Origin of the sequence: Pseudomonas sp. TWP3-2, assembly GCF_049897765.1 — a bacterium.
Taxonomy (GTDB): domain Bacteria; phylum Pseudomonadota; class Gammaproteobacteria; order Pseudomonadales; family Pseudomonadaceae; genus Aquipseudomonas.
In genome coordinates this window covers 180,084-197,318 of record NZ_JAFCWW010000001.1, presented here as the reverse complement: position 1 = coordinate 197,318, position 17,235 = coordinate 180,084, and the positions used below count along the sequence as shown (strand labels likewise).

Below are 17,235 nucleotides of genomic sequence, written 5' to 3'. Positions count from 1 at the left end.
TTTTTGACCCCCATCACCCCCATGTCGCCTAAAACCCCGATCCTGTGTCAGCCTCCAGCCATCGGCGGAGACATCAATTGGCTACTAATTGCGCGACAACTATGCTCAGGTACAGGAATATAGCCAGCATATGGCGCCGTACCGGCACTGACGTACTCAACAATACCCAGCCCACTTCAGAGGGCATTACCCATGGATAGCAGAACCTTACGCAACCTCATGCGCATTGTGCAGACCGGCTCGTTGTCGGCCGCAGCCGAGCACTCGTGCCTGACTGTGCAGGCGTTGGCCGCGCAGTTGAACAAGGTCGAAGAACAGTTCGGTTTCCGCTTGTTTCGCCGTTCCAACAAAGGTCTGACGCTGACGCCGCAAGGCACCGAGCTGACGCCTTATATGGATCGAGTGCTGATTGCTACACGGCAGATGGAAGAGAAGGTGGAAGCCTTGAAGGTGCCCGGCCAGCGCACCTTGAAGGTCGCGCTGAACAACACCTTGCCGCCGGACTTCAATCGACGAATGATCGGACGCCTGATCGAGGTTTTTCCCGACTATCAGATGGAATTCAGCTACGCCGAGTCGATGGAAAACCTCAGCAAGCTGAAGAATGAAGACTTCGATCTCGCGGTGCTGATCGGCCCGCAGCGGCCGGGGCTGCCGAGTATTGTCCTGCCGGAAGTGCAGGTACAGGTGGTTGGCGCGCATTGTGGTCAGGAGAATGATCCGCTGACCTTGCTCGGCAACAAGTTTCAGGTGCGTCCTGCAGAAGATTGTCCGTATTCCCACAGCTTTTTGCGTTTTCTCGACGCCGGGCTGGGCAATCACGAGAACGGCCAGCGCATGATTTACTCGTGCAGCGAGACGCTTACCCTGTCGCTGATCACGCAAATGGATGCCGTCGGCATGGTTTCTCGCGAGGCCGCGCAGAAATATGGCCTGACGATTTTCCCCGGTTTCGAGGATTTCCTAGAAGTGCGCCTGGCGGTGAACAACCCGAATCTGTCCGGCAAGGCGCTCAACGACGTGGTCGATCTGCCGCTACATGAACGCGCCGAGCGCAATGTACGCAGCCGTCCCAACCGCCACACTGAGAAAGAGGTTTTTGCTGAAATACGCACATAACAACGTCGGAATGGCTGCGTAAAATTCCGGGCGGTCGAGCTGTATGTGCTGATCCTTGATCAACAAGGGAGTCAGGCTGATCGCAGCGACGATCGCCACCGGCAAGTATTCCAACGCACGCGCGACGAACGGCGGCCAGTGCTCGGTGTTGACTTGCAGGGGCAAGGCGCGCGGCAGGAAGGTCACGGCCATCATCAGCGCGACCACCAGAATCAGGAACGTTTGGTCAGGCATACACCCACCCCGCAACCCACGAACGTGGCGATGAAGACATTGAACGGCGAGTTGCCGACCAGACTCAGCGCGCCCATGCAAACCACAGCGGCCAGCGCGGCGATGAGTTTGTTGCGCGTGTTGCACAACGAGACCAGCACATAGAGCATCATCGCGGTCAGCGCGTAATCCAGCTGATACTTGATCAGGTGCGCTGCATATTGCGCGCACAGCGCTCCGAGTAGCCCGCCCAGCACCCACGAGGTGTGGCAGAACAGATTGAAGCCAATCAGATAACGCACGTTGACCGGCGCGCCTTTGCCGAGTTTGACGCTATGGAAGGCGAACGATTCATCGGTCAGCCCGCCGGCGTAGCACCAGCGCTCCATGCGGCTTAGGCCCAATGCGCGCAAGGCCTTGGCCATGTACACCGACATCAGCATGTGGCGCGCATTGATCAAAAACGTGGTCAACACAATGGTGGTCAACGACGCGCCGCTGCTGATCAGCGCCAGCGCCGCGAATTGCGAAGCCCCGGCGTACACGAACAAGCACATCGCCACCGGCAGCCACAGCGGCAGCCCGGCATTCACCGCCATCAGTCCGAAAACGAACGACACCGTGAAGTAACCGGCCACCACCGGACTGGCTTCGGCAAACGTGCGCGACGGCTGATGGTTGACCATCAGCGGCGCACTGCCGGACCTTTCATTCATAGATCCCTCTCAAATGTCCGTTCGCCGTGAGGCTCGCAAAAACCCTGGGCAGTCCAAAAACGCTTGCCCGCGAGGTTAGCGTCGTCGACGAACAGAAACATCCGCAGCACACCGACCCGCTTCATGTCGGCGGATGCCGCTTCCACCAGGCGCTGGCCGACGCCTTGGCTGCGATAGCGCGGGCTGACGGCCAAGTGGTTGATGGTGCCGCGACTGCCGAGCATGCCGCCGAGCACCGCACCGACGATTTCACCTTCGATGTCGAAAGCGAGATAGGAGGTGGTGGTCTTCTGGATCAGCACGCCGCGCAGGCATTTGGCATCCTGCCATTCGCAGAACGACACTTCGTCGAACTGGCGAAAGAAGCGCTCCATACGCTGCGCGTCCTTGGCCGTAGCGCGCCGCAGCACCACCGGCGTCGAGCACTCGACGCCATCGATTTGAGTGATCTGATTAGCGAACAATGTCGAAAGCGGTCCCGGGCCGCGAGAAAGAGATCGCCAGAATCTGCCGGTACGCCATGGCATGGGAATGCGTGTTGCGCGCAGGGGTTACGTAATGGCGCATGTCGCGGTCGAGGAAGTACGTGGTATCAAGGATTTCCTGGTAGGTGGTCGACGCCAGTTGCTCGCCATGGATGTCGTACAAACGACTTTCCGCGCCCTCGACGTTGTTGCGGCCCCAGAAGTGCACACCGCTGAACGGATAGCCGTCGCAGTGAATGCCTTCCGGGGTGATTTCAAGTTGTTTGCCGGGTTTGATCTCGATGCGGATCTGGTGAATCTGGCACTGCCAGATTTCCTCGTGCAGCTCTTCCGGCAAGACGTTTTTATACACTTCGAAATCGGTGTCGATCAGGCTGCGCATCACTGGCGAGTGCAGGACTTCTTCAGAGAAGTCGGCAAAGTGCCGCACCACACCGCCAACGTAGCTGTTGTTGGCTTTGGATTGCACGTACGCGCGATGTTCAAGTTGCGTGAGTTCGCGCGTCTTGGGGTTGTACTCGAAGTCGCTGTAACGACGGTAACGCATGCCGGCCTCGGCCTGACCGTAGTAGCTGTCAGGCTCCATGTTTTCCCAACTTTTGGTCAGTCTGACGAAGTCGGCGAAATGACCGTATAGATTGAAGTCGGCGCCCTGCACATTGGCGTATTTGTCGCGCCGTAGCGATTCGCCCACTTCTCTGTTTAAAACGATCATTACCAAATTCTCCGCTGCGTTGAGCGGCCTAATTTATTAGGTGGAGAATTTGCGTCCATGAGAAAGAATTTCAGGCATTTAAAGCCCCGTTTGAAACGCGATCTGCAGCAGCTGAAAAACAACTTTTTAATGACAAAAACACGGGTTATTTGCGCCTCTCAGGGAAAAACAGTCGAAAAAAAACCCCAAACGATTCGGGGTTTTCTTACGAGTTTTACAACTCAACCGATCATCAGAAGATATTGATCGGGTAATCGACGAACACACGCAGCTCGTTGCCGCTGACGTTGTATTCGCTGGATTTCTGCGAAACACGCAGGATCGAGCTGCGCAGTTTCACGCTCAGGTCTTTAGCCGGGCCACTTTGCACGACGTACTTGAACTGGTTGAATATCTCGCGCTCGGTGCCGCCTTCGCTGGTGGACGTGGTGATGTTGTCGCCACGGACATAGGCAAAGTTGTAGCTCAGACCCGGTACGCCAAATGCGCCGAAGTCCAGGCCGTAGCCGAGCTGCCAGCTGCGTTCGTCTTCGGCGTTGAAGTCCGACCAGTAGGAGTTGGCCAGGTAGATGGTGTTGCCACCGTCACCGACCCGACCCTGACCTTTCTGGTAACCGCCGTAGGCGTAACCCAGGTTGCTGTCGCCGGTGGAACGCTGGTGCGCCACGGTGAACGAGTGCGGGCCGGTGGCGAAAGTCGCTGCCAGGCTCCAGATCTTGTTGTCGTCGCCGGTCACACCGTTTTCGCGGACATAAGAATTGTCCAGCTTGGTGCGGTAGCCGTTGAAGTCCAGGGTCAGCGACTGATCCTTGTTCAGCGGGTACACATAGTTGGCGTTGATGTACTGCTTCTTCAGCACGTCTTCAACGTCGGAAGCGTACAGCGCGCCCTTGAAGTGCTCGGTGAACTGATAGCTACCGCCCAACACGTTGATCGCCTTCAGCCCCCCGCTGTCACGGCCTTCAGCGCTCTTGCGCGATTCGGCGGTGAAACGACCGGCATCCAGCTTCAGGCCTTTGATCTCTTGCGAAGAGATCATGGTGCCGGTGTAGCTTTCCGGCAGCAGACGCGAGTTGTCGTAGTTCAGCACCGGCAGGGCCGGCATCTGGTCGCCGTAGGTCAGCACTGTGTTCGACACGCGGAATTTGACCGCTGCGCCAACCTTGGACAGGTCATCAGCCGCGTTGCCGCTATCACCCTGCTTGAAGAAGTCGATACCGCCGGCGCCGCTGCGACCCTTGCCGCCGTCCAGACGCAGTGCGTACAGACCGAAGGCGTCTACACCGACACCAACGGTACCTTGAGTGAAACCGGACGAGAACGTACCGATGGCCGCTTGGCCCCACTCGGCTTTGTCATCGTTGCCGTTTTTGTAATCACGATTGATGTAGGCATTGCGCAGCAGCACTTTGAGGCTGCTGTCTTCAACAAAACCCTTGGACTCGGCCTGGTCGTTAGCCATGGCCTGAGTGGCGCTCAACATCCCCAGAGCGATCAGACTGATTCGCTTATTCAACATTTTATTTTCCTTATTACGGGTTGAAACGCGCTGTGTCGAACGGCTGAAACGGCGCTATCGCGCTCTTTTTTCACCCCGAAACAAAAAGGCCCGCCCACGACAAAGTCATGGCGGGCCTTTTTTATTTTTTTGAGTCATGGCGGTTGGCCACAGGCGTTGGGCCGAATCGTAGCCGCGCCCTCAACAATGTGTCAATTTCAAGAATCGTCTTTAAATAGGCGAAAATCGTCTAAGGAACGGCTTTATTGCGATAGCCGATTGCAGGAAAACGCCGGTAATCAGTGATTCTGTGGGGCTCAGGCGCAGCTGTCCGGCGTGCAAACCATCGAGGAAACGGACGACGCCGAGGCAGGAATCGCCTGACGCAACCATTCAGCAAATTCCTGCGGCTTGCCTAACCATGGGCTGATGTCGATCAGCGTGAAGCGCCCGTCCTGTTCCAGGGCAAAGGTCGGAAAGCCTTGGCCGCCCACCTTGGCCAGCAATGCGCGGCTGTTCTTGATGTGTTGTTGAGTATCGGCAGATTCGAACGCGGCTTCGAAGCTGCTCGCTGCATAACCGACTTCCAGCGCCAATTCGATCAGCACTTGTTTATCGGCGATCCGCCGACCTTCGAGGTAATGCGCGGTCTGCAACCGGCCAAGCAACTCTAAGCCACGACCATCGAGTTTTTCCGCAGCCAGAACGGCAGCAATCGGCGGAGCAGAATCGAACACCGCTGTGTGATCGCGCAGCAACCCTTTGAAATAGGCTTCGCCAAATGGCTGCCCGCTGAACTCGGCAATGCGCCGGTCGTGGGGCATCACGTAATAGCGCAATTGCGCTGAAACGTTCTGGCGATTGGCGCCGGTCATCATTCCGCCGCCGTGGGCAATCACCGGCAGTACTGCTTGCGCCGCTTGAACCAGCGGTTTGGCGCCGTAGCACCAGCCGCACAACGGGTCGTAAATGTAATGAAGGATCATCGGAAAACTCCGGCAGGAAAGTAGGGAAAAATCGATGGCGGCACGTTAGCCCTTTGCTCGTTGCGGAAAAACGCTGGATTGGCTTCCAGTCTGTTTCGCCAATCGGTCGAATTCCGCCTCTGATAATTTGTATCAATCTGGAAACAAGTTGAAACAATCAAACCGGGTAACCTATAAGGAATTATTCACTACAGCAAATGCAAAGCATTACCATTCGCGCCCTCGAATTCTCCTACCCTTTCGGATGCGCCGATCAATGCCTGCCCCGTTCCGTCTCACGCCCGTCACTCTTGGTCTTTCTGCCTTTTTGTCTTCCGGTTTGGCTTACTCCGCGACCGAACTCCCCGCCACCTCGATCAGCGCCGAAGCGCAGGCCGACGACCCGCGAGTGAAAGTCAGCAACACCGCGACACGCACCTCGACTCCGGTGCGCTACGTGCCGCAGGCGATCGATTCGATCAAGACTGCCAACGTTGCGGATTACGGCACCAATGACATCGAAGATGCGCTGAGCGGGATCCCCAACGTCAGCGGCGGTGGCGACACGCGTTTTGACAGCCTGCGCATCCGTGGTTTCGACGCCAGTAACGACTTCTATCTGGACGGCATCCGCGACGACAGCCAGTACAAACGCGACCTGCACAACATCGAGCGTGTGGAAGTGCTCAAAGGCCCGGCGGCGGTTCTGTACGGTCGTGGCAGCCAGGGCGGGATCGTCAACCGCGTAAGCAAAATGCCGGAATCCGGCCGCCGCTCGACCATCGAAGCCCAGGGCGGCAGCGAGGATCTGCGCAGCCTGTACGCCGACCTCAGCACCGACCCGAGCGAGAACATCAGCCTGCGCCTGAACATGGGCAACATGGATGAAAACAGCTTCCGCGATGGCGTCAGCGGCAACCGTAAACTGTTTGCGCCGTCGATGAGCTGGCAGCTCACGCCGGACTTGAACTGGCTGGTGCAGTACGAATACAGCCGCTACAACCGCACGCCGGATCGCGGCATTCCGGGTGTCAACGGGCGCCCGGCGGACGTCGGCCGCGATACCACCTACGGCAACGATCACGATTTCATCGACGACAAGTCGCAATCCCTGCGTTCGAAACTCAGCTACGAACTCAGCGACAACTGGCAACTGCGCCACACCCTCGGCGTGTTCAAGCTCGACAGCGATTTCGACAACACCTACCTGACCGGTTACGTCCCGGCGACCAACAAGGTCACCCGTCAGCACTGGCAGCAGGACCTGACCACCCGCAACATCTACAACAACCTCGAACTCGAAGGCGGATTCGACACCTTCGGCCTCGAGCATCGCCTGCTTACCGGAGTCGAGACCGGCAGCCAGCGCCGCGACCCGACGCTGTACAACGCCGCCACCGGCCGTGGCATTCAAGCCGTGCCAGCGCTGGATCTGTACAACCCGGATCGCAGCTTGCGCCACACCGGACGCATGCAGGTGGCGAGCAGCAGCCACACCGAAGTCGAAAGTCGTGCGATCTATGTGCAGGATCAACTGCGCCTGAACGATCAATGGCAGATTCTCGCCGGCCTGCGTTACGACACCTTCGACATCGAGTCGACTAACAAGCTGCGCAATATTTCCGAAGACCGTGACAGCCACAGCACCAGCCCGCGTGTGGGTGTAGTCTGGACGCCGCTGCAAAATCACTCGTTCTACGCCTCGTGGACCAAGACCTTCTCGCCGGTCGGCGGCGGCTTGATCGGTATTACGCCGGGTGTGGCCGGCAACAGCAACGACCTGAGTCCCGAGCTGACCAAGCAGAAAGAAATCGGCGTCAAAAGCGACTGGCTCGACGATCGCCTGAGCACAACGCTGGCGATCTATGAACTGGAACTCTACAACCGTCGCACCACCGACCCGGTCGATCCGACCCTGACCGTCATGAGCGGTCTGCAACGTTCGCGCGGGATCGAGCTGACCGGTACCGGCCAGATCGCCGGCAACTGGTATGTGCGCGGTGGCGTCGGTGTGCAGGACGCGAGCATCGTCAAAGACAACAACGGCCTGGAAGGCAAACGCATCAGCAACGTGGCCAAGCGCAACGGCAGCCTGTTCCTGACCTGGAAACCGGAGATGGGCTGGTACGCCGAAACCGGTCTGACCCTGGTCGGCCAGCGTTACGCCGACAATGCCAACACCACGGTACTGCCGGGTTACGGCCGCTGGGACGCGCTGGCCGGTTACCGCATGAAGGATTGGGATCTGCGTGCGGCCCTCAACAACATCACTGATCGCGAGTATTACGATTCGGCGACCAGTGCTTTCCAGATTCAGCCGGGCGCGCCGCGTAGCCTGGTAATGACCGGGACTTACAGTTTCTAACGCAAAAAAAAGCGCTGCCATCCCGGCAGCGCTTTTATCAATCCTTGTTGTCCCGCTTATCCCTCCATCACATCCCACAACGCATCCAGTTCGGCCTCGCTGAACAGGTCAGCGGGGTAACGCTCGATCATCATCCGGCGCGGATCAGGTTCCCTGATCTGACGCGTTCCATTGGACTTCAACCAGTGCGCGACAATCTGGAGCGACTCAGTATTCACAGGCATGGGATGCAACGTTCGCTCGCTGATTACGTTCACTTCGGCGTTCATTTCAGCGCTCCCTCCCCGTTCGTGAGCGGCTACGTTATCCAAGGTTCATGACAGAATTGTTGAAGTTGTCCTTCACTCTCTGTGCATCCAGACCAATACAAGAGCTATGCCAATGTCTCGCGATTGTCGACCAGCGGACATAAAGAAACCCGCAGTCCTGTCGGGCTGCGGGTTTCTCTTCAAACGGCGATGGCTCGGGCGATTATTTAATCAACTCAAGCTGTTACGTCGGCACTCACTCTTTGTGCGGCGCGGGCTGCTGTTGGGTAAGGCAGTGAATATTGCCACCGCCCAGTAACAGTTCACGGCCCGGCACCATTACCACTTCGTGCTGCGGGAACAGGTTCTGCAGAATTTCTCTGGCCGGACCGTCCATCGGATCGTTGAAGCTCGGCGCGATGATGCCGCCGTTGACGATCAGGAAGTTCACGTAGGAGCCTGCAAGCCGCACCGCAGGATTACGCTCCTGAGTGCCGTCCACCGGATCGACGCCAGCGCACTCTTCCTCGGTCGCATACAGCGGCCCCGGAATCGGCATCTTGTGCACCGTAAATGGGCGACCCTTGGCATCGGTGCTGTTTTGCAGCACTTTCATTGCGGCCTGGCAGCGCGGGTAGTTCGGATCCTGTGGATCATCGGTCCACGCCAGCAGCACTTCGCCCGGGCGCACGTAGCAGCAGAAGTTATCCACATGACCGTCGGTTTCGTCATTGAACAGACCGTCCGGCAGCCAGATGATCTTATCCACAGCCAGATTGGCGCTGAGTACCGCTTCGATTTCTTCGCGGCTCAGGTGTGGGTTGCGATTGCGGTTGAGCAGGCATTCTTCGGTGGTGATCAGCGTGCCTTCGCCGTCGACATGAATCGAGCCGCCCTCCAGCACGAAGCCTTCAGTGCGATAACGCGGGCTGCGCTCGATTTCGAGGATCTTGCCACCGACCTGCGAATCGCGATTCCACGGCGAGTACAGACCGCCATCAAAGCCGCCCCAAGCGTTGAAATCCCAGTTCACGCCGCGCACTTCGCCGCTGTTATTGATGACGAACGTCGGGCCGCTGTCGCGCACCCAGGCGTCATCACTGGACATCTCGACCACACGGATATTTGGCACGTCGAGGCGCGCGCGGGCGTTTTCGTACTGGCCGGCGGACACTGCCACGGTAACCGGTTCGAAACGCGCGATAGCCTTGGCCACTGCAGCGTGAGCCGCTTGCGCTGGCTTGCCACCCAGACGCCAGTTGTCCGGACGCTCGGGCCAGATCATCCAGGTTTGAGTTTGCGGCGCCCACTCGGCCGGCATGTAGAAGCCATCAGCGCGGGGGGTACTTTTCAATGTGGTCATGGCGATCAGGACTCCGGGAAACCGACGAGGTTTGCAAATTCAGCAATGGCGACTTTATAACCGATAAATATCGGCAATAGAAGAAAATTAACCGCCACCCATCTAAAATACGAAGAATAATACAGATATAAATCTGCTTTACAGACCTTCATCAAGCACTTTGGCCAGCATGTCGACAAAGAAATCCACGCTTTGGCGCGACGTGACCATCGGCGGTTTGATCTTCAATACGTTGAGATAGTCGCCCGTGGGCTGCATGAAAATCCCCAACTCGCGGAGACGATCGCACAGCAGCGTGGTTTCCTCGGTCGCCGGCTCGAGAGTCTCGCGACTGCGGATCAGCTCAACGCCGAGATAAAACCCCGAACCATGCACCGCGCCCACCAGCGGATGTTTATCGATCAGCGCTTGTAGCCGTGCCTTGAAGTGCGCGCCCACCACCTGCGCGTTCTCCCAAAGCTTTTCTTCTTCCATCACATCCAGCACCGCCATACCTATCTGGCAGCTCACCGGACTGCCTCCGGCAGACGAGAAGAAATACCCTTCGGCTTCCAGCGCCTCGGCGATTTCCCGGCGAGTGATCACCGCGCCCAGCGGCTGGCCGTTGCCCATGCCTTTGGCCATGGTGATGATGTCCGGCACCACGCCCTGTTCCTCGAAACCCCAGAAGAAATGCCCCATACGTCCGTAACCGACCTGCACCTCGTCGGCGATGCACACACCGCCACGCGCGCGGACTTTTTCGTAGACCGCCTGCAGATAACCCGGCGGCAGCGAAATCCCCCCGGCATTGCCATAAACCGGCTCGCAGATAAACCCGGCCAGTTGCCGTTGCTGTTCATCGATTTTTGCCAGGTGATGTTCGACGCTGCGCACGTAGCCCGGCGCCGAATCAACGCCGCGAAATTCGCCGCGATAAGTGTTCGGCGCTGTCACCGCGTGCACCCAGTCCGGTCGGCTGCCGAGGGCTTGCGGGTTGTCGGCAATCGAAGTCGACACCGCATCCGCGCCGACTGTCCAGCCGTGATATGCCTCAAGCACACTGAGCATGTCGCGACCACCGCTGTAGGCCCAGGCCAGACGGATCGCCAGGTCATTCGCCTCGCTGCCACTGTTGACCAGAAACACCCGGTCCATGCCTTCCGGCGCCAGTTTCAGCAAGCGCTCGGAAAACTCCGCCACCGCCGCATAGTTGAAGCGCGAGTTGGTGTTGAGCAGCGACCACTGACGGCTCGCAACGGCCGCCATGCGCGGGTGACCGTGACCGAGCACCGCAACATTATTGAGCATGTCCAGATAGGAACGCCCCTGCATGTCGATCAGGTGATTGCGCCAGCCGCGTTCGATGCGCGGCGGGTCAACGTAATAGTGCTTTTGGGTACGGGCGAAACTGGCATCACGCCGAGCCAGCAAGGTTTGCCCATCCAGCTCCGGTTCGGCATCGCACGCCAGTCCCAGCAGCGCCGCTGGCGACGGGCACAATGCTTGCCACGCGGCTGCGCGCGAGGGCGTGCAAAACAGCGGCGCGCCGAGTTCAGCATCACGGATCAACTGCACGATCAATGGGCCGTTGACCGAACCCAGCACTTGTCCTTTTACCAGCGCGGCGCCGCTGTGCAGCGAGGTGACAACGCCCCACAGCCGCACGCTCAGTTGCGGGCCGTCCAGACGTAGCCCGCCATCCGCAGTTTGATGCAGCACACCGGCAAACGGCGCTTCCACCGTCGCGCCATCCGGCACGCGGAGTTCGACGTGCAGCGGGAAAGTCTCCGGCTCGTCAGCGCAGTCGGGCCGCGTGCGCGACAGCCGATATTGCCCGTAGCGACTCGCAGCAAGACCATGCGCAGTCGCCGCTTTACTCAACAGCCGCTGATCAATGTCTTTCTGCTCCCAGTTTCCCGCCTCGAAATGCGGGCTCAGTACGCCGAGATCGATCAGCGCGAATTCTCGGCCGACCAGACCGGGTAACAGCGGCGCAAAACCTTCGCTGTCGATAGCCGGCAGACTCTGCCCGACCGCAGTGAGAATCGCCGCTTCCATCAAGCCCAACGGCACCGAAGTAGCAACGTGGAAAATCTCCCACTCGTGGCTGAGATTGTCACGGCTATACGTATTGCCGGGATCGATGCTGACCTGTTGCTCGCCGCTGAGCACCAGTACCGCCGCCCGCGCGACGATCAATGGCCAGAGCGCCAGCAGCTCAGCGTGTTGCAGTGGATTGACCGCGTGATACGCCTGCACCGCCGGCAGGATGACAAACGGATCGCCACCGGCGTGATGCAGCAGCGCCGCGCAGGTCACCGACAGATCGGTAATCCGCCACGTGCGAATCAGATCGCCGAAATCGATCACGCCTTGCAGTTGCCAGTGGCGCAGGGCGTCGCGCTGCCAGACTACGTTGTCATCAGTAATGTCCATGTGAATAGCTTGCACCGGCAGCTTTTCCAGCAACGGCTGCAAGCGGCGCTCGGCGTGCTGCGCAGCTTCGGCGATCAGCGTGCGCTGCTGCTCGTTCTTGATCACCGGCAGCAAATGACTGATCAGCGCGCTGGCATGGCGCGCATCCCATTGCAGCGTGCGTTCAAGGCCCGGATGGTCGAACCCGGCCAGGGCCAGATCCATCTCGCCGCAGAGTCGGCCAAAACCGGCCACCACATCGGCGCCCAAGTGGTCGAGGTGAGTCAGCGACTGGCCTTCGATGTAGCCCAGCAGCCGCACATGCACCGGCTCACCGTCAATCTGCAGCGACAGCAGACCTGCACCGCTGTTGGACGGGATCACTCGAGGGACATGCACGTTCGAATGTTCCGCCAGATACTTGAGGCCGGCGTGCTGGGCCTGCAACTCCGCCAGCGAATAATCGCCACGGCAGATCTTCAGGACGAATCGTCCGCGCTCGCTGTCGACTCGATAGTTGAGATCCTGCTGACTGCCCAGCGCCTGCAACGTACCGCTCAGCCCGTAATGCACCGCCAGCACATGCAGCGCCTGCTCCACTGAAACCTGCGGGCTGGGCAAACTGGCGCGGTGAATTAACGTGGCGAACGACATGGAACGACCCCTGAAATTTTATTAGGTGCTTATATCGCCATTGCTTTCAGCGATCTGCAACCCCTTCACATCCTGTTACCCGTGCAAGTTAGGGCAAAATATGTCTGGGCACTCGCGCCACCCCGCACTTTGCGCAAGAATGTCGACCATTAATCCTTTTTTGGAGAATCCCTCATGAATGTGGTCACCACCGACCTGCCCGGCGTTTTGATTATCGAACCCAAGGTTTTTGGTGACGAGCGCGGTTTCTTTTACGAAAGCTTCAACGCCAAGGCTTTTCAGGACGCAACCGGTCTAAACACGCAATTTGTCCAGGACAACCATTCCCGCTCGCAAAAAAGCGTGTTGCGCGGCCTGCATTACCAACTGGAAAACACGCAGGGCAAGCTGGTGCGTGTGACCGCAGGTGAAGTGCTCGACGTAGCCGTGGATATCCGCCGCAGCTCGCCGACTTTTGGCAAGTGGGTAGCTGTGCGCCTGTCTGCTGACAACCATCGCCAACTTTGGGTGCCGGAAGGTTTTGCCCACGGTTTCGTGGTGTTGAGCGAGTTCGCCGAATTCCTCTACAAGACCACCAACTACTACACGCCATCGGCCGAGCGCGCGATTCGCTGGGACGACCCCGATCTGGCCATCGACTGGCAGTTGGGCGCAGAACCGAAACTGTCCGCCAAGGATCAGGCCGCGTCGTTCCTCAAGGACGCTGAAGTTTTTTCCTGAAACCTTGTACGAATCTTCCACGGGCGCGCATCCGACAGCGGGTGCGCAGACTAAGCCCGTGGGCCTAGGCATAATGCGTCTGTTCCCTCAGGCGCTTGATGCTCATGACTCCACCACTCCCCCGCAGACCTCGCTGGCGCAGCCTCGCCCTGCTGGCCCTGTGCCTGGCTCCGCTGCTGTGGCCGCTGGAGCATCTGGCCGAGCGCTATTACCGCAGTGAACTGGCCGGCCAGAATCGTCAGACCCTCGACCTCTATGTGGCCAATCTGCTGGGTACCCTGCACCGCTACGAAGTGTTGCCGCAGATTCTCGGCGATCTGCCGGCCCTGCGCAGGGTGCTCGGCGCACCGGACGATGGCGTCACTCAGGGTAACGCCAACCGCCTGCTGAAAAACATCGCCGCACAGACCGGTGCCGAAGTCATGTACCTGATGGACACCAGCGGCAAGACGCTGGCGGCGTCGAACTGGGATAAACACGACAGTTTTGTCGGACGCAATTTTTCCTTCCGGCCGTACTTCAGCGAGGCCATGGCCGGGCGGCTTGGACGCTTCTTCGGTCTGGGCACCACCTCGGCCAAGCGTGGCTATTTCTTTGCTGCTGCGGTGCGCGACGGCGAAAAAGTCATCGGCGTGCTGGTGATCAAAGTCGACCTCGATCACACCGAAAGCCTGTGGGGCAAAACGCCCGAGCAACTGCTGGTAACCGATCACAACGGTGTAGTCATTCTCACATCGCGCCCGGAATGGCGCTTCCGCTCGACCCGTACGCTGAGCGACGCCGAGAATGCCGCCATCACTGCGATCCAGCCCTATCCGACCCGCGAACCACGGCCGCTGGACCTCAGCCCGGCAGCCTGGCTGACGCAGACCCACGACATCGCGGAAACCGGCTGGAGCGTAAGCATCCTCGCCCCACGAACCTTGATCGATCGCCCGGTACGCACCGTGGTTGCCATCGGCGGCGCGACTCTGTTGGTGGTGATGCTGTTGCTCGGTCTGATGATGCAGCGTCGGCGCCATTATCTGGAACGCATTGCCTTTGAGGCCAAGGCCCGGCGAGAACTCGAAGGTCGGGTTGCCGAGCGCACCAGCGATCTCGAAGGCCTCAACCGACGGCTGAAACAGGAAGTATTGGAGCGTGAACAGGCCCAGCAGGAACTGGTGCGCGCTCAGGACGATCTGGTGCAGGCAGGCAAGTTGTCGGCATTGGGCACCATGTCGGCGAGCATCAGCCACGAACTCAACCAGCCGCTGGCGGCGATTCGCAGCTATGCCGAGAACGCCGAAGTGCTGCTCGATCACCAGCGCACCGATGATGCCCGTGGCAACCTCAAACTGATCAGTGAGCTGACCGGGCGCATGGCCTCGATCATTGCTCACCTGCGCGCCTTCGCCCGCCGCGATCGTCATGCGCCGGAAAGCGTCGCCCTGCAACCGGCGCTGGACGATGCCTTGGCGCTTCTGGCCAAACGGCGCAGGAGCATGGATGTCGAGTTGATCCGCGACCTGCCCGCCGCGACGCTGTGGGTCGAGGCCGGCGAAACCCGCTTGCGCCAGGTACTCGGCAATCTGTTGGCCAACGCTCTTGATGCCCTGACCGAGAAAGGCCCGCCGCGCAAACTCTGGCTGAGTGCCGAAGCCACCGCCGATGGCGTCAACCTGTACATTCGCGACAATGGCCCGGGGTTCTGCATGGAAGCCCTCGGCCGCGCCAGCGAACCCTTTTACACCACCAAGACCCGCACCCAGGGTCTGGGGTTGGGCCTGGCAATCTGTGAAACCCTGATGCGCGCCTTTGGCGGTGAACTGTCGTTCGCCAACCACAAGCAAGGTGGCGCCTTGATTACCCTGCGGCTGCGCGCCGGTGCGCCCGGGGTCAGCCTGCAACCGTCCGAGGACCGAAGTGCATGACCATCGACAACCGCATTCAGGTGGTGCTGATCGACGACGATCCGCACCTGCGACAGGCCCTCGGGCAGACACTGGATCTGGCCGGTCTGAAAATTCTGCCGCTGGCCGAGGCCAAAGGTCTGGCCGGGCAACTGGAACGCGACTGGCCGGGCGTGGTGGTTAGCGATATCCGCATGCCGGGTATGGACGGTCTGGAGTTGCTGAGCGAACTGCACGCTCAGGATCCGGAACTGCCAGTGCTGCTGATCACCGGCCACGGCGACGTGCCGCTGGCCGTCCAGGCGATGCGCGCTGGGGCCTATGATTTTCTCGAAAAACCCTTCGCCAGCGACGCCCTGCTCGACAGCGTACGCCGCGCCCTGGCCTTGCGCCGGTTGGTGCTGGACAACCGCAGCCTGCGCCTGGCCCTAAGCGACCGCAATGAACTGAGCACGCGGCTGGTAGGTCAATCCGCACCCATGCTGCGCTTGCGCGAACAGATCGGCGCGCTGGCGGCGACCAAGGCCGACGTGTTGATCCTCGGCGAAACCGGCGCCGGCAAAGAAGTGGTCGCCCGTGCATTGCATGACTTGTCGAGCCGTCGCAACGGCCCGTTCGTGGCAATCAACGCCGGTGCGCTGGCTGAGTCGGTGGTCGAGAGCGAACTGTTTGGCCACGAACCCGGCGCATTCACCGGCGCGCAAAAGCGCCGGATCGGCAAGTTCGAATTTGCCAATGGCGGCACACTGTTCCTCGATGAAATCGAAAGCATGAGCATGGATGTGCAGGTCAAACTGCTGCGCATGCTGCAAGAGCGCGTAGTAGAACGGTTGGGTGGCAATCAGTTGATCCCGCTGGATATCCGGGTCATCGCGGCGACCAAGGAAGACCTGCGCCAGGCTGCGGACCAGGGGCGTTTCCGCGCCGACTTGTACTACCGCCTCAACGTCGCACCGCTGCGCATTCCGCCACTGCGCGAACGCGGCGAAGATGCGCTGGTGCTGTTTCAGCACTACGCCGACGAAGCCAGCGCCCGTCACGGTTTACCGCCGCACGAACTGCAACCGGCGCAACGCGCGCTGCTGTTGCGTCACACCTGGCCGGGCAATGTCCGGGAATTGCAGAACGCGGCGGAGCGTTTCGCCCTCGGTCTGGAGCTGGCGCTGGACAACACCGAGTCAGAGGGCCATGGCGGCGCGTCGTTGGTACTCAGCGGCGGCCTCAGCGAGCAAGTCGAGCATTTCGAAAAATCCCTGATAGCCGCCGAACTTGCACGTACGCACAGTTCCGTGCGCAGCCTCGCCGAGGCCTTGGGCATTCCGCGCAAGACCCTGCACGACAAACTGCGCAAGCACGGCTTGAACTTCGCCGACAGCGGTAGTCACACAGACGATTGCGAATGAACACTTTTCGAGAGATCAGGACATGAACCGCGATAGTGAGTATCTGGAAGTCGTGCTTCATCGCGACATTCCGCTGACCCGGGAGATGGGCCTGAAAGTGCTCGGCTGGCACGACCACCAACTACGTCTGCACTTGCCGCTCGAACCCAACGTCAATCACAAGAGCACCATGTTTGGCGGCAGCCTGTATTGCGGCGCGGTGCTGGCCGGTTGGGGCTGGCTGCATTTGCGTCTGAAGGAAGTCGGCATAGAGGACGGACACATCGTGATTCAGGAAGGCCAGATCAGTTATCCACTGCCGGTCACGGGCGATGCCACCGCGATTTGCCCGGCGCCGGATGCGGCGGTGTGGAAGAAGTTTCTGGCGATGTATCAGCGTTACGGGCGGGCGCGGTTGACCCTGAATACGCGGATTGTGAACGTGGGAAGTGATGAAGATGCAGTGACGTTCAGCGGGCAGTACGTCCTGCACCGCTGAAACA

General features: G+C 59.6%; 15 protein-coding genes. 6 read left to right on the top strand and 9 right to left on the bottom strand.

Features of this window, described 5'->3' with window-relative positions; all coding sequences use genetic code 11:
* Window positions 1-192 precede the first annotated feature (192 nt).
* Window positions 193-1,119 (top strand): LysR family transcriptional regulator, encoded by a 927-nt coding sequence (locus ACP7EE_RS00830; protein ID WP_426201929.1) that lies wholly within the window; start codon window positions 193-195, stop codon window positions 1,117-1,119.
* Here the strand turns inward: ACP7EE_RS00830 and ACP7EE_RS00825 are convergent.
* The 6 genes from ACP7EE_RS00825 to ACP7EE_RS00800 form a co-directional block, all read right to left on the bottom strand.
* On the bottom strand, window positions 1,036-1,353 hold the full coding sequence (locus tag ACP7EE_RS00825) for an AzlD domain-containing protein (RefSeq protein WP_426232848.1): 318 nt from the start codon (window positions 1,351-1,353) through the stop codon (window positions 1,036-1,038). The genes ACP7EE_RS00830 and ACP7EE_RS00825 overlap by 84 nt on opposite strands.
* Window positions 1,332-2,048 carry an AzlC family ABC transporter permease gene (locus ACP7EE_RS00820; protein WP_426232846.1) on the bottom strand — a complete coding sequence of 239 codons (717 nt, stop codon included), beginning with the start codon at window positions 2,046-2,048 and terminating at the stop codon, window positions 1,332-1,334. Before ACP7EE_RS00820 ends, ACP7EE_RS00825 begins: the two co-directional genes overlap by 22 nt.
* Window positions 2,045-2,422 (bottom strand): GNAT family N-acetyltransferase, encoded by a 378-nt coding sequence (locus ACP7EE_RS00815; RefSeq protein ID WP_426202207.1) that lies wholly within the window; start codon window positions 2,420-2,422, stop codon window positions 2,045-2,047. The genes ACP7EE_RS00820 and ACP7EE_RS00815 overlap by 4 nt, the downstream gene beginning before the upstream one ends.
* A 79-nt stretch (window positions 2,423-2,501) precedes the next feature.
* Window positions 2,502-3,248, bottom strand: coding sequence for a 2OG-Fe dioxygenase family protein (locus ACP7EE_RS00810; protein WP_420646793.1), 747 nt, complete (start codon window positions 3,246-3,248; stop codon window positions 2,502-2,504).
* Between the two features lie 232 nt (window positions 3,249-3,480).
* Window positions 3,481-4,767, bottom strand: coding sequence for an OprD family porin (locus ACP7EE_RS00805; protein WP_426201933.1), 1,287 nt, complete (start codon window positions 4,765-4,767; stop codon window positions 3,481-3,483).
* A gap of 296 nt (window positions 4,768-5,063) precedes the next feature.
* On the bottom strand, window positions 5,064-5,732 hold the full coding sequence (locus ACP7EE_RS00800) for a DsbA family protein (RefSeq protein WP_426232844.1): 669 nt from the start codon (window positions 5,730-5,732) through the stop codon (window positions 5,064-5,066).
* A 256-nt stretch (window positions 5,733-5,988) separates the two neighbouring features.
* On the opposite strand from ACP7EE_RS00800, the gene ACP7EE_RS00795 reads away from it, so the two are divergent.
* Window positions 5,989-8,076 carry a TonB-dependent receptor gene (locus tag ACP7EE_RS00795; RefSeq protein WP_420646790.1) on the top strand — a complete coding sequence of 696 codons (2,088 nt, stop codon included), beginning with the start codon at window positions 5,989-5,991 and terminating at the stop codon, window positions 8,074-8,076.
* A gap of 56 nt (window positions 8,077-8,132) precedes the next feature.
* On the opposite strand, the gene ACP7EE_RS00790 is transcribed toward ACP7EE_RS00795, so the two are convergent.
* The 3 genes from ACP7EE_RS00790 to ACP7EE_RS00780 form a co-directional block, all read right to left on the bottom strand.
* Window positions 8,133-8,345 (bottom strand): hypothetical protein, encoded by a 213-nt coding sequence (locus tag ACP7EE_RS00790; protein ID WP_420646789.1) that lies wholly within the window; start codon window positions 8,343-8,345, stop codon window positions 8,133-8,135.
* A gap of 235 nt (window positions 8,346-8,580) precedes the next feature.
* Complete coding sequence (gene aguA / locus ACP7EE_RS00785) at window positions 8,581-9,687, bottom strand: agmatine deiminase (protein ID WP_426201940.1); 1,107 nt, start codon at window positions 9,685-9,687, stop codon at window positions 8,581-8,583.
* 138 nt (window positions 9,688-9,825) lie between these two features.
* Window positions 9,826-12,738, bottom strand: a complete 2,913-nt coding sequence (locus tag ACP7EE_RS00780; protein WP_426232841.1) for an aminotransferase — start codon at window positions 12,736-12,738, stop codon at window positions 9,826-9,828.
* Between the two features lie 174 nt (window positions 12,739-12,912).
* On the opposite strand from ACP7EE_RS00780, the gene rfbC reads away from it, so the two are divergent.
* The 4 genes from rfbC (at window position 12,913) to ACP7EE_RS00760 (ending at window position 17,231) form a co-directional block, all read left to right on the top strand.
* Window positions 12,913-13,458: a dTDP-4-dehydrorhamnose 3,5-epimerase gene (gene rfbC / locus ACP7EE_RS00775; RefSeq protein ID WP_426232839.1), complete on the top strand. Its 546-nt coding sequence runs from the start codon at window positions 12,913-12,915 to the stop codon at window positions 13,456-13,458.
* Between the two features lie 104 nt (window positions 13,459-13,562).
* Window positions 13,563-15,371 (top strand): sensor histidine kinase, encoded by a 1,809-nt coding sequence (locus ACP7EE_RS00770; RefSeq protein WP_420646784.1) that lies wholly within the window; start codon window positions 13,563-13,565, stop codon window positions 15,369-15,371.
* On the top strand, window positions 15,368-16,753 hold the full coding sequence (locus ACP7EE_RS00765; protein ID WP_420646783.1) for a sigma-54-dependent transcriptional regulator: 1,386 nt from the start codon (window positions 15,368-15,370) through the stop codon (window positions 16,751-16,753). Before ACP7EE_RS00770 ends, ACP7EE_RS00765 begins: the two co-directional genes overlap by 4 nt.
* Before the next feature lie 22 nt (window positions 16,754-16,775).
* Entirely contained in the window at window positions 16,776-17,231 is a 456-nt protein-coding gene (locus tag ACP7EE_RS00760; protein WP_426232837.1) for a YiiD C-terminal domain-containing protein, read from the top strand.
* Window positions 17,232-17,235: the final 4 nt, after the last annotated feature.

Excerpts from the sequence above, each read along its gene's own strand:
- ACP7EE_RS00810 (WP_420646793.1), bottom strand. The coding sequence starts at position 3,248 with ATGATCGTTTTAAACAGAGAAGTGGGCGAATCGCTACGGCGCGACAAA.
- ACP7EE_RS00830 (WP_426201929.1), top strand. The coding sequence starts at position 193 with ATGGATAGCAGAACCTTACGCAACCTCATGCGCATTGTGCAGACCGGC.
- ACP7EE_RS00800 (WP_426232844.1), bottom strand. The coding sequence starts at position 5,732 with ATGATCCTTCATTACATTTACGACCCGTTGTGCGGCTGGTGCTACGGC.
- rfbC (WP_426232839.1), top strand. The coding sequence starts at position 12,913 with ATGAATGTGGTCACCACCGACCTGCCCGGCGTTTTGATTATCGAACCC.
- ACP7EE_RS00805 (WP_426201933.1), bottom strand. The coding sequence starts at position 4,767 with ATGTTGAATAAGCGAATCAGTCTGATCGCTCTGGGGATGTTGAGCGCC.
- ACP7EE_RS00770 (WP_420646784.1), top strand. The coding sequence starts at position 13,563 with ATGACTCCACCACTCCCCCGCAGACCTCGCTGGCGCAGCCTCGCCCTG.
- ACP7EE_RS00765 (WP_420646783.1), top strand. The coding sequence starts at position 15,368 with ATGACCATCGACAACCGCATTCAGGTGGTGCTGATCGACGACGATCCG.
- ACP7EE_RS00820 (WP_426232846.1), bottom strand. The coding sequence starts at position 2,048 with ATGAATGAAAGGTCCGGCAGTGCGCCGCTGATGGTCAACCATCAGCCG.
- ACP7EE_RS00825 (WP_426232848.1), bottom strand. The coding sequence starts at position 1,353 with ATGCCTGACCAAACGTTCCTGATTCTGGTGGTCGCGCTGATGATGGCC.
- ACP7EE_RS00780 (WP_426232841.1), bottom strand. The coding sequence starts at position 12,738 with ATGTCGTTCGCCACGTTAATTCACCGCGCCAGTTTGCCCAGCCCGCAG.
- ACP7EE_RS00795 (WP_420646790.1), top strand. The coding sequence starts at position 5,989 with ATGCCTGCCCCGTTCCGTCTCACGCCCGTCACTCTTGGTCTTTCTGCC.
- ACP7EE_RS00790 (WP_420646789.1), bottom strand. The coding sequence starts at position 8,345 with ATGAACGCCGAAGTGAACGTAATCAGCGAGCGAACGTTGCATCCCATG.
- ACP7EE_RS00760 (WP_426232837.1), top strand. The coding sequence starts at position 16,776 with ATGAACCGCGATAGTGAGTATCTGGAAGTCGTGCTTCATCGCGACATT.
- aguA (WP_426201940.1), bottom strand. The coding sequence starts at position 9,687 with ATGACCACATTGAAAAGTACCCCCCGCGCTGATGGCTTCTACATGCCG.
- ACP7EE_RS00815 (WP_426202207.1), bottom strand. The coding sequence starts at position 2,422 with ATGGAGCGCTTCTTTCGCCAGTTCGACGAAGTGTCGTTCTGCGAATGG.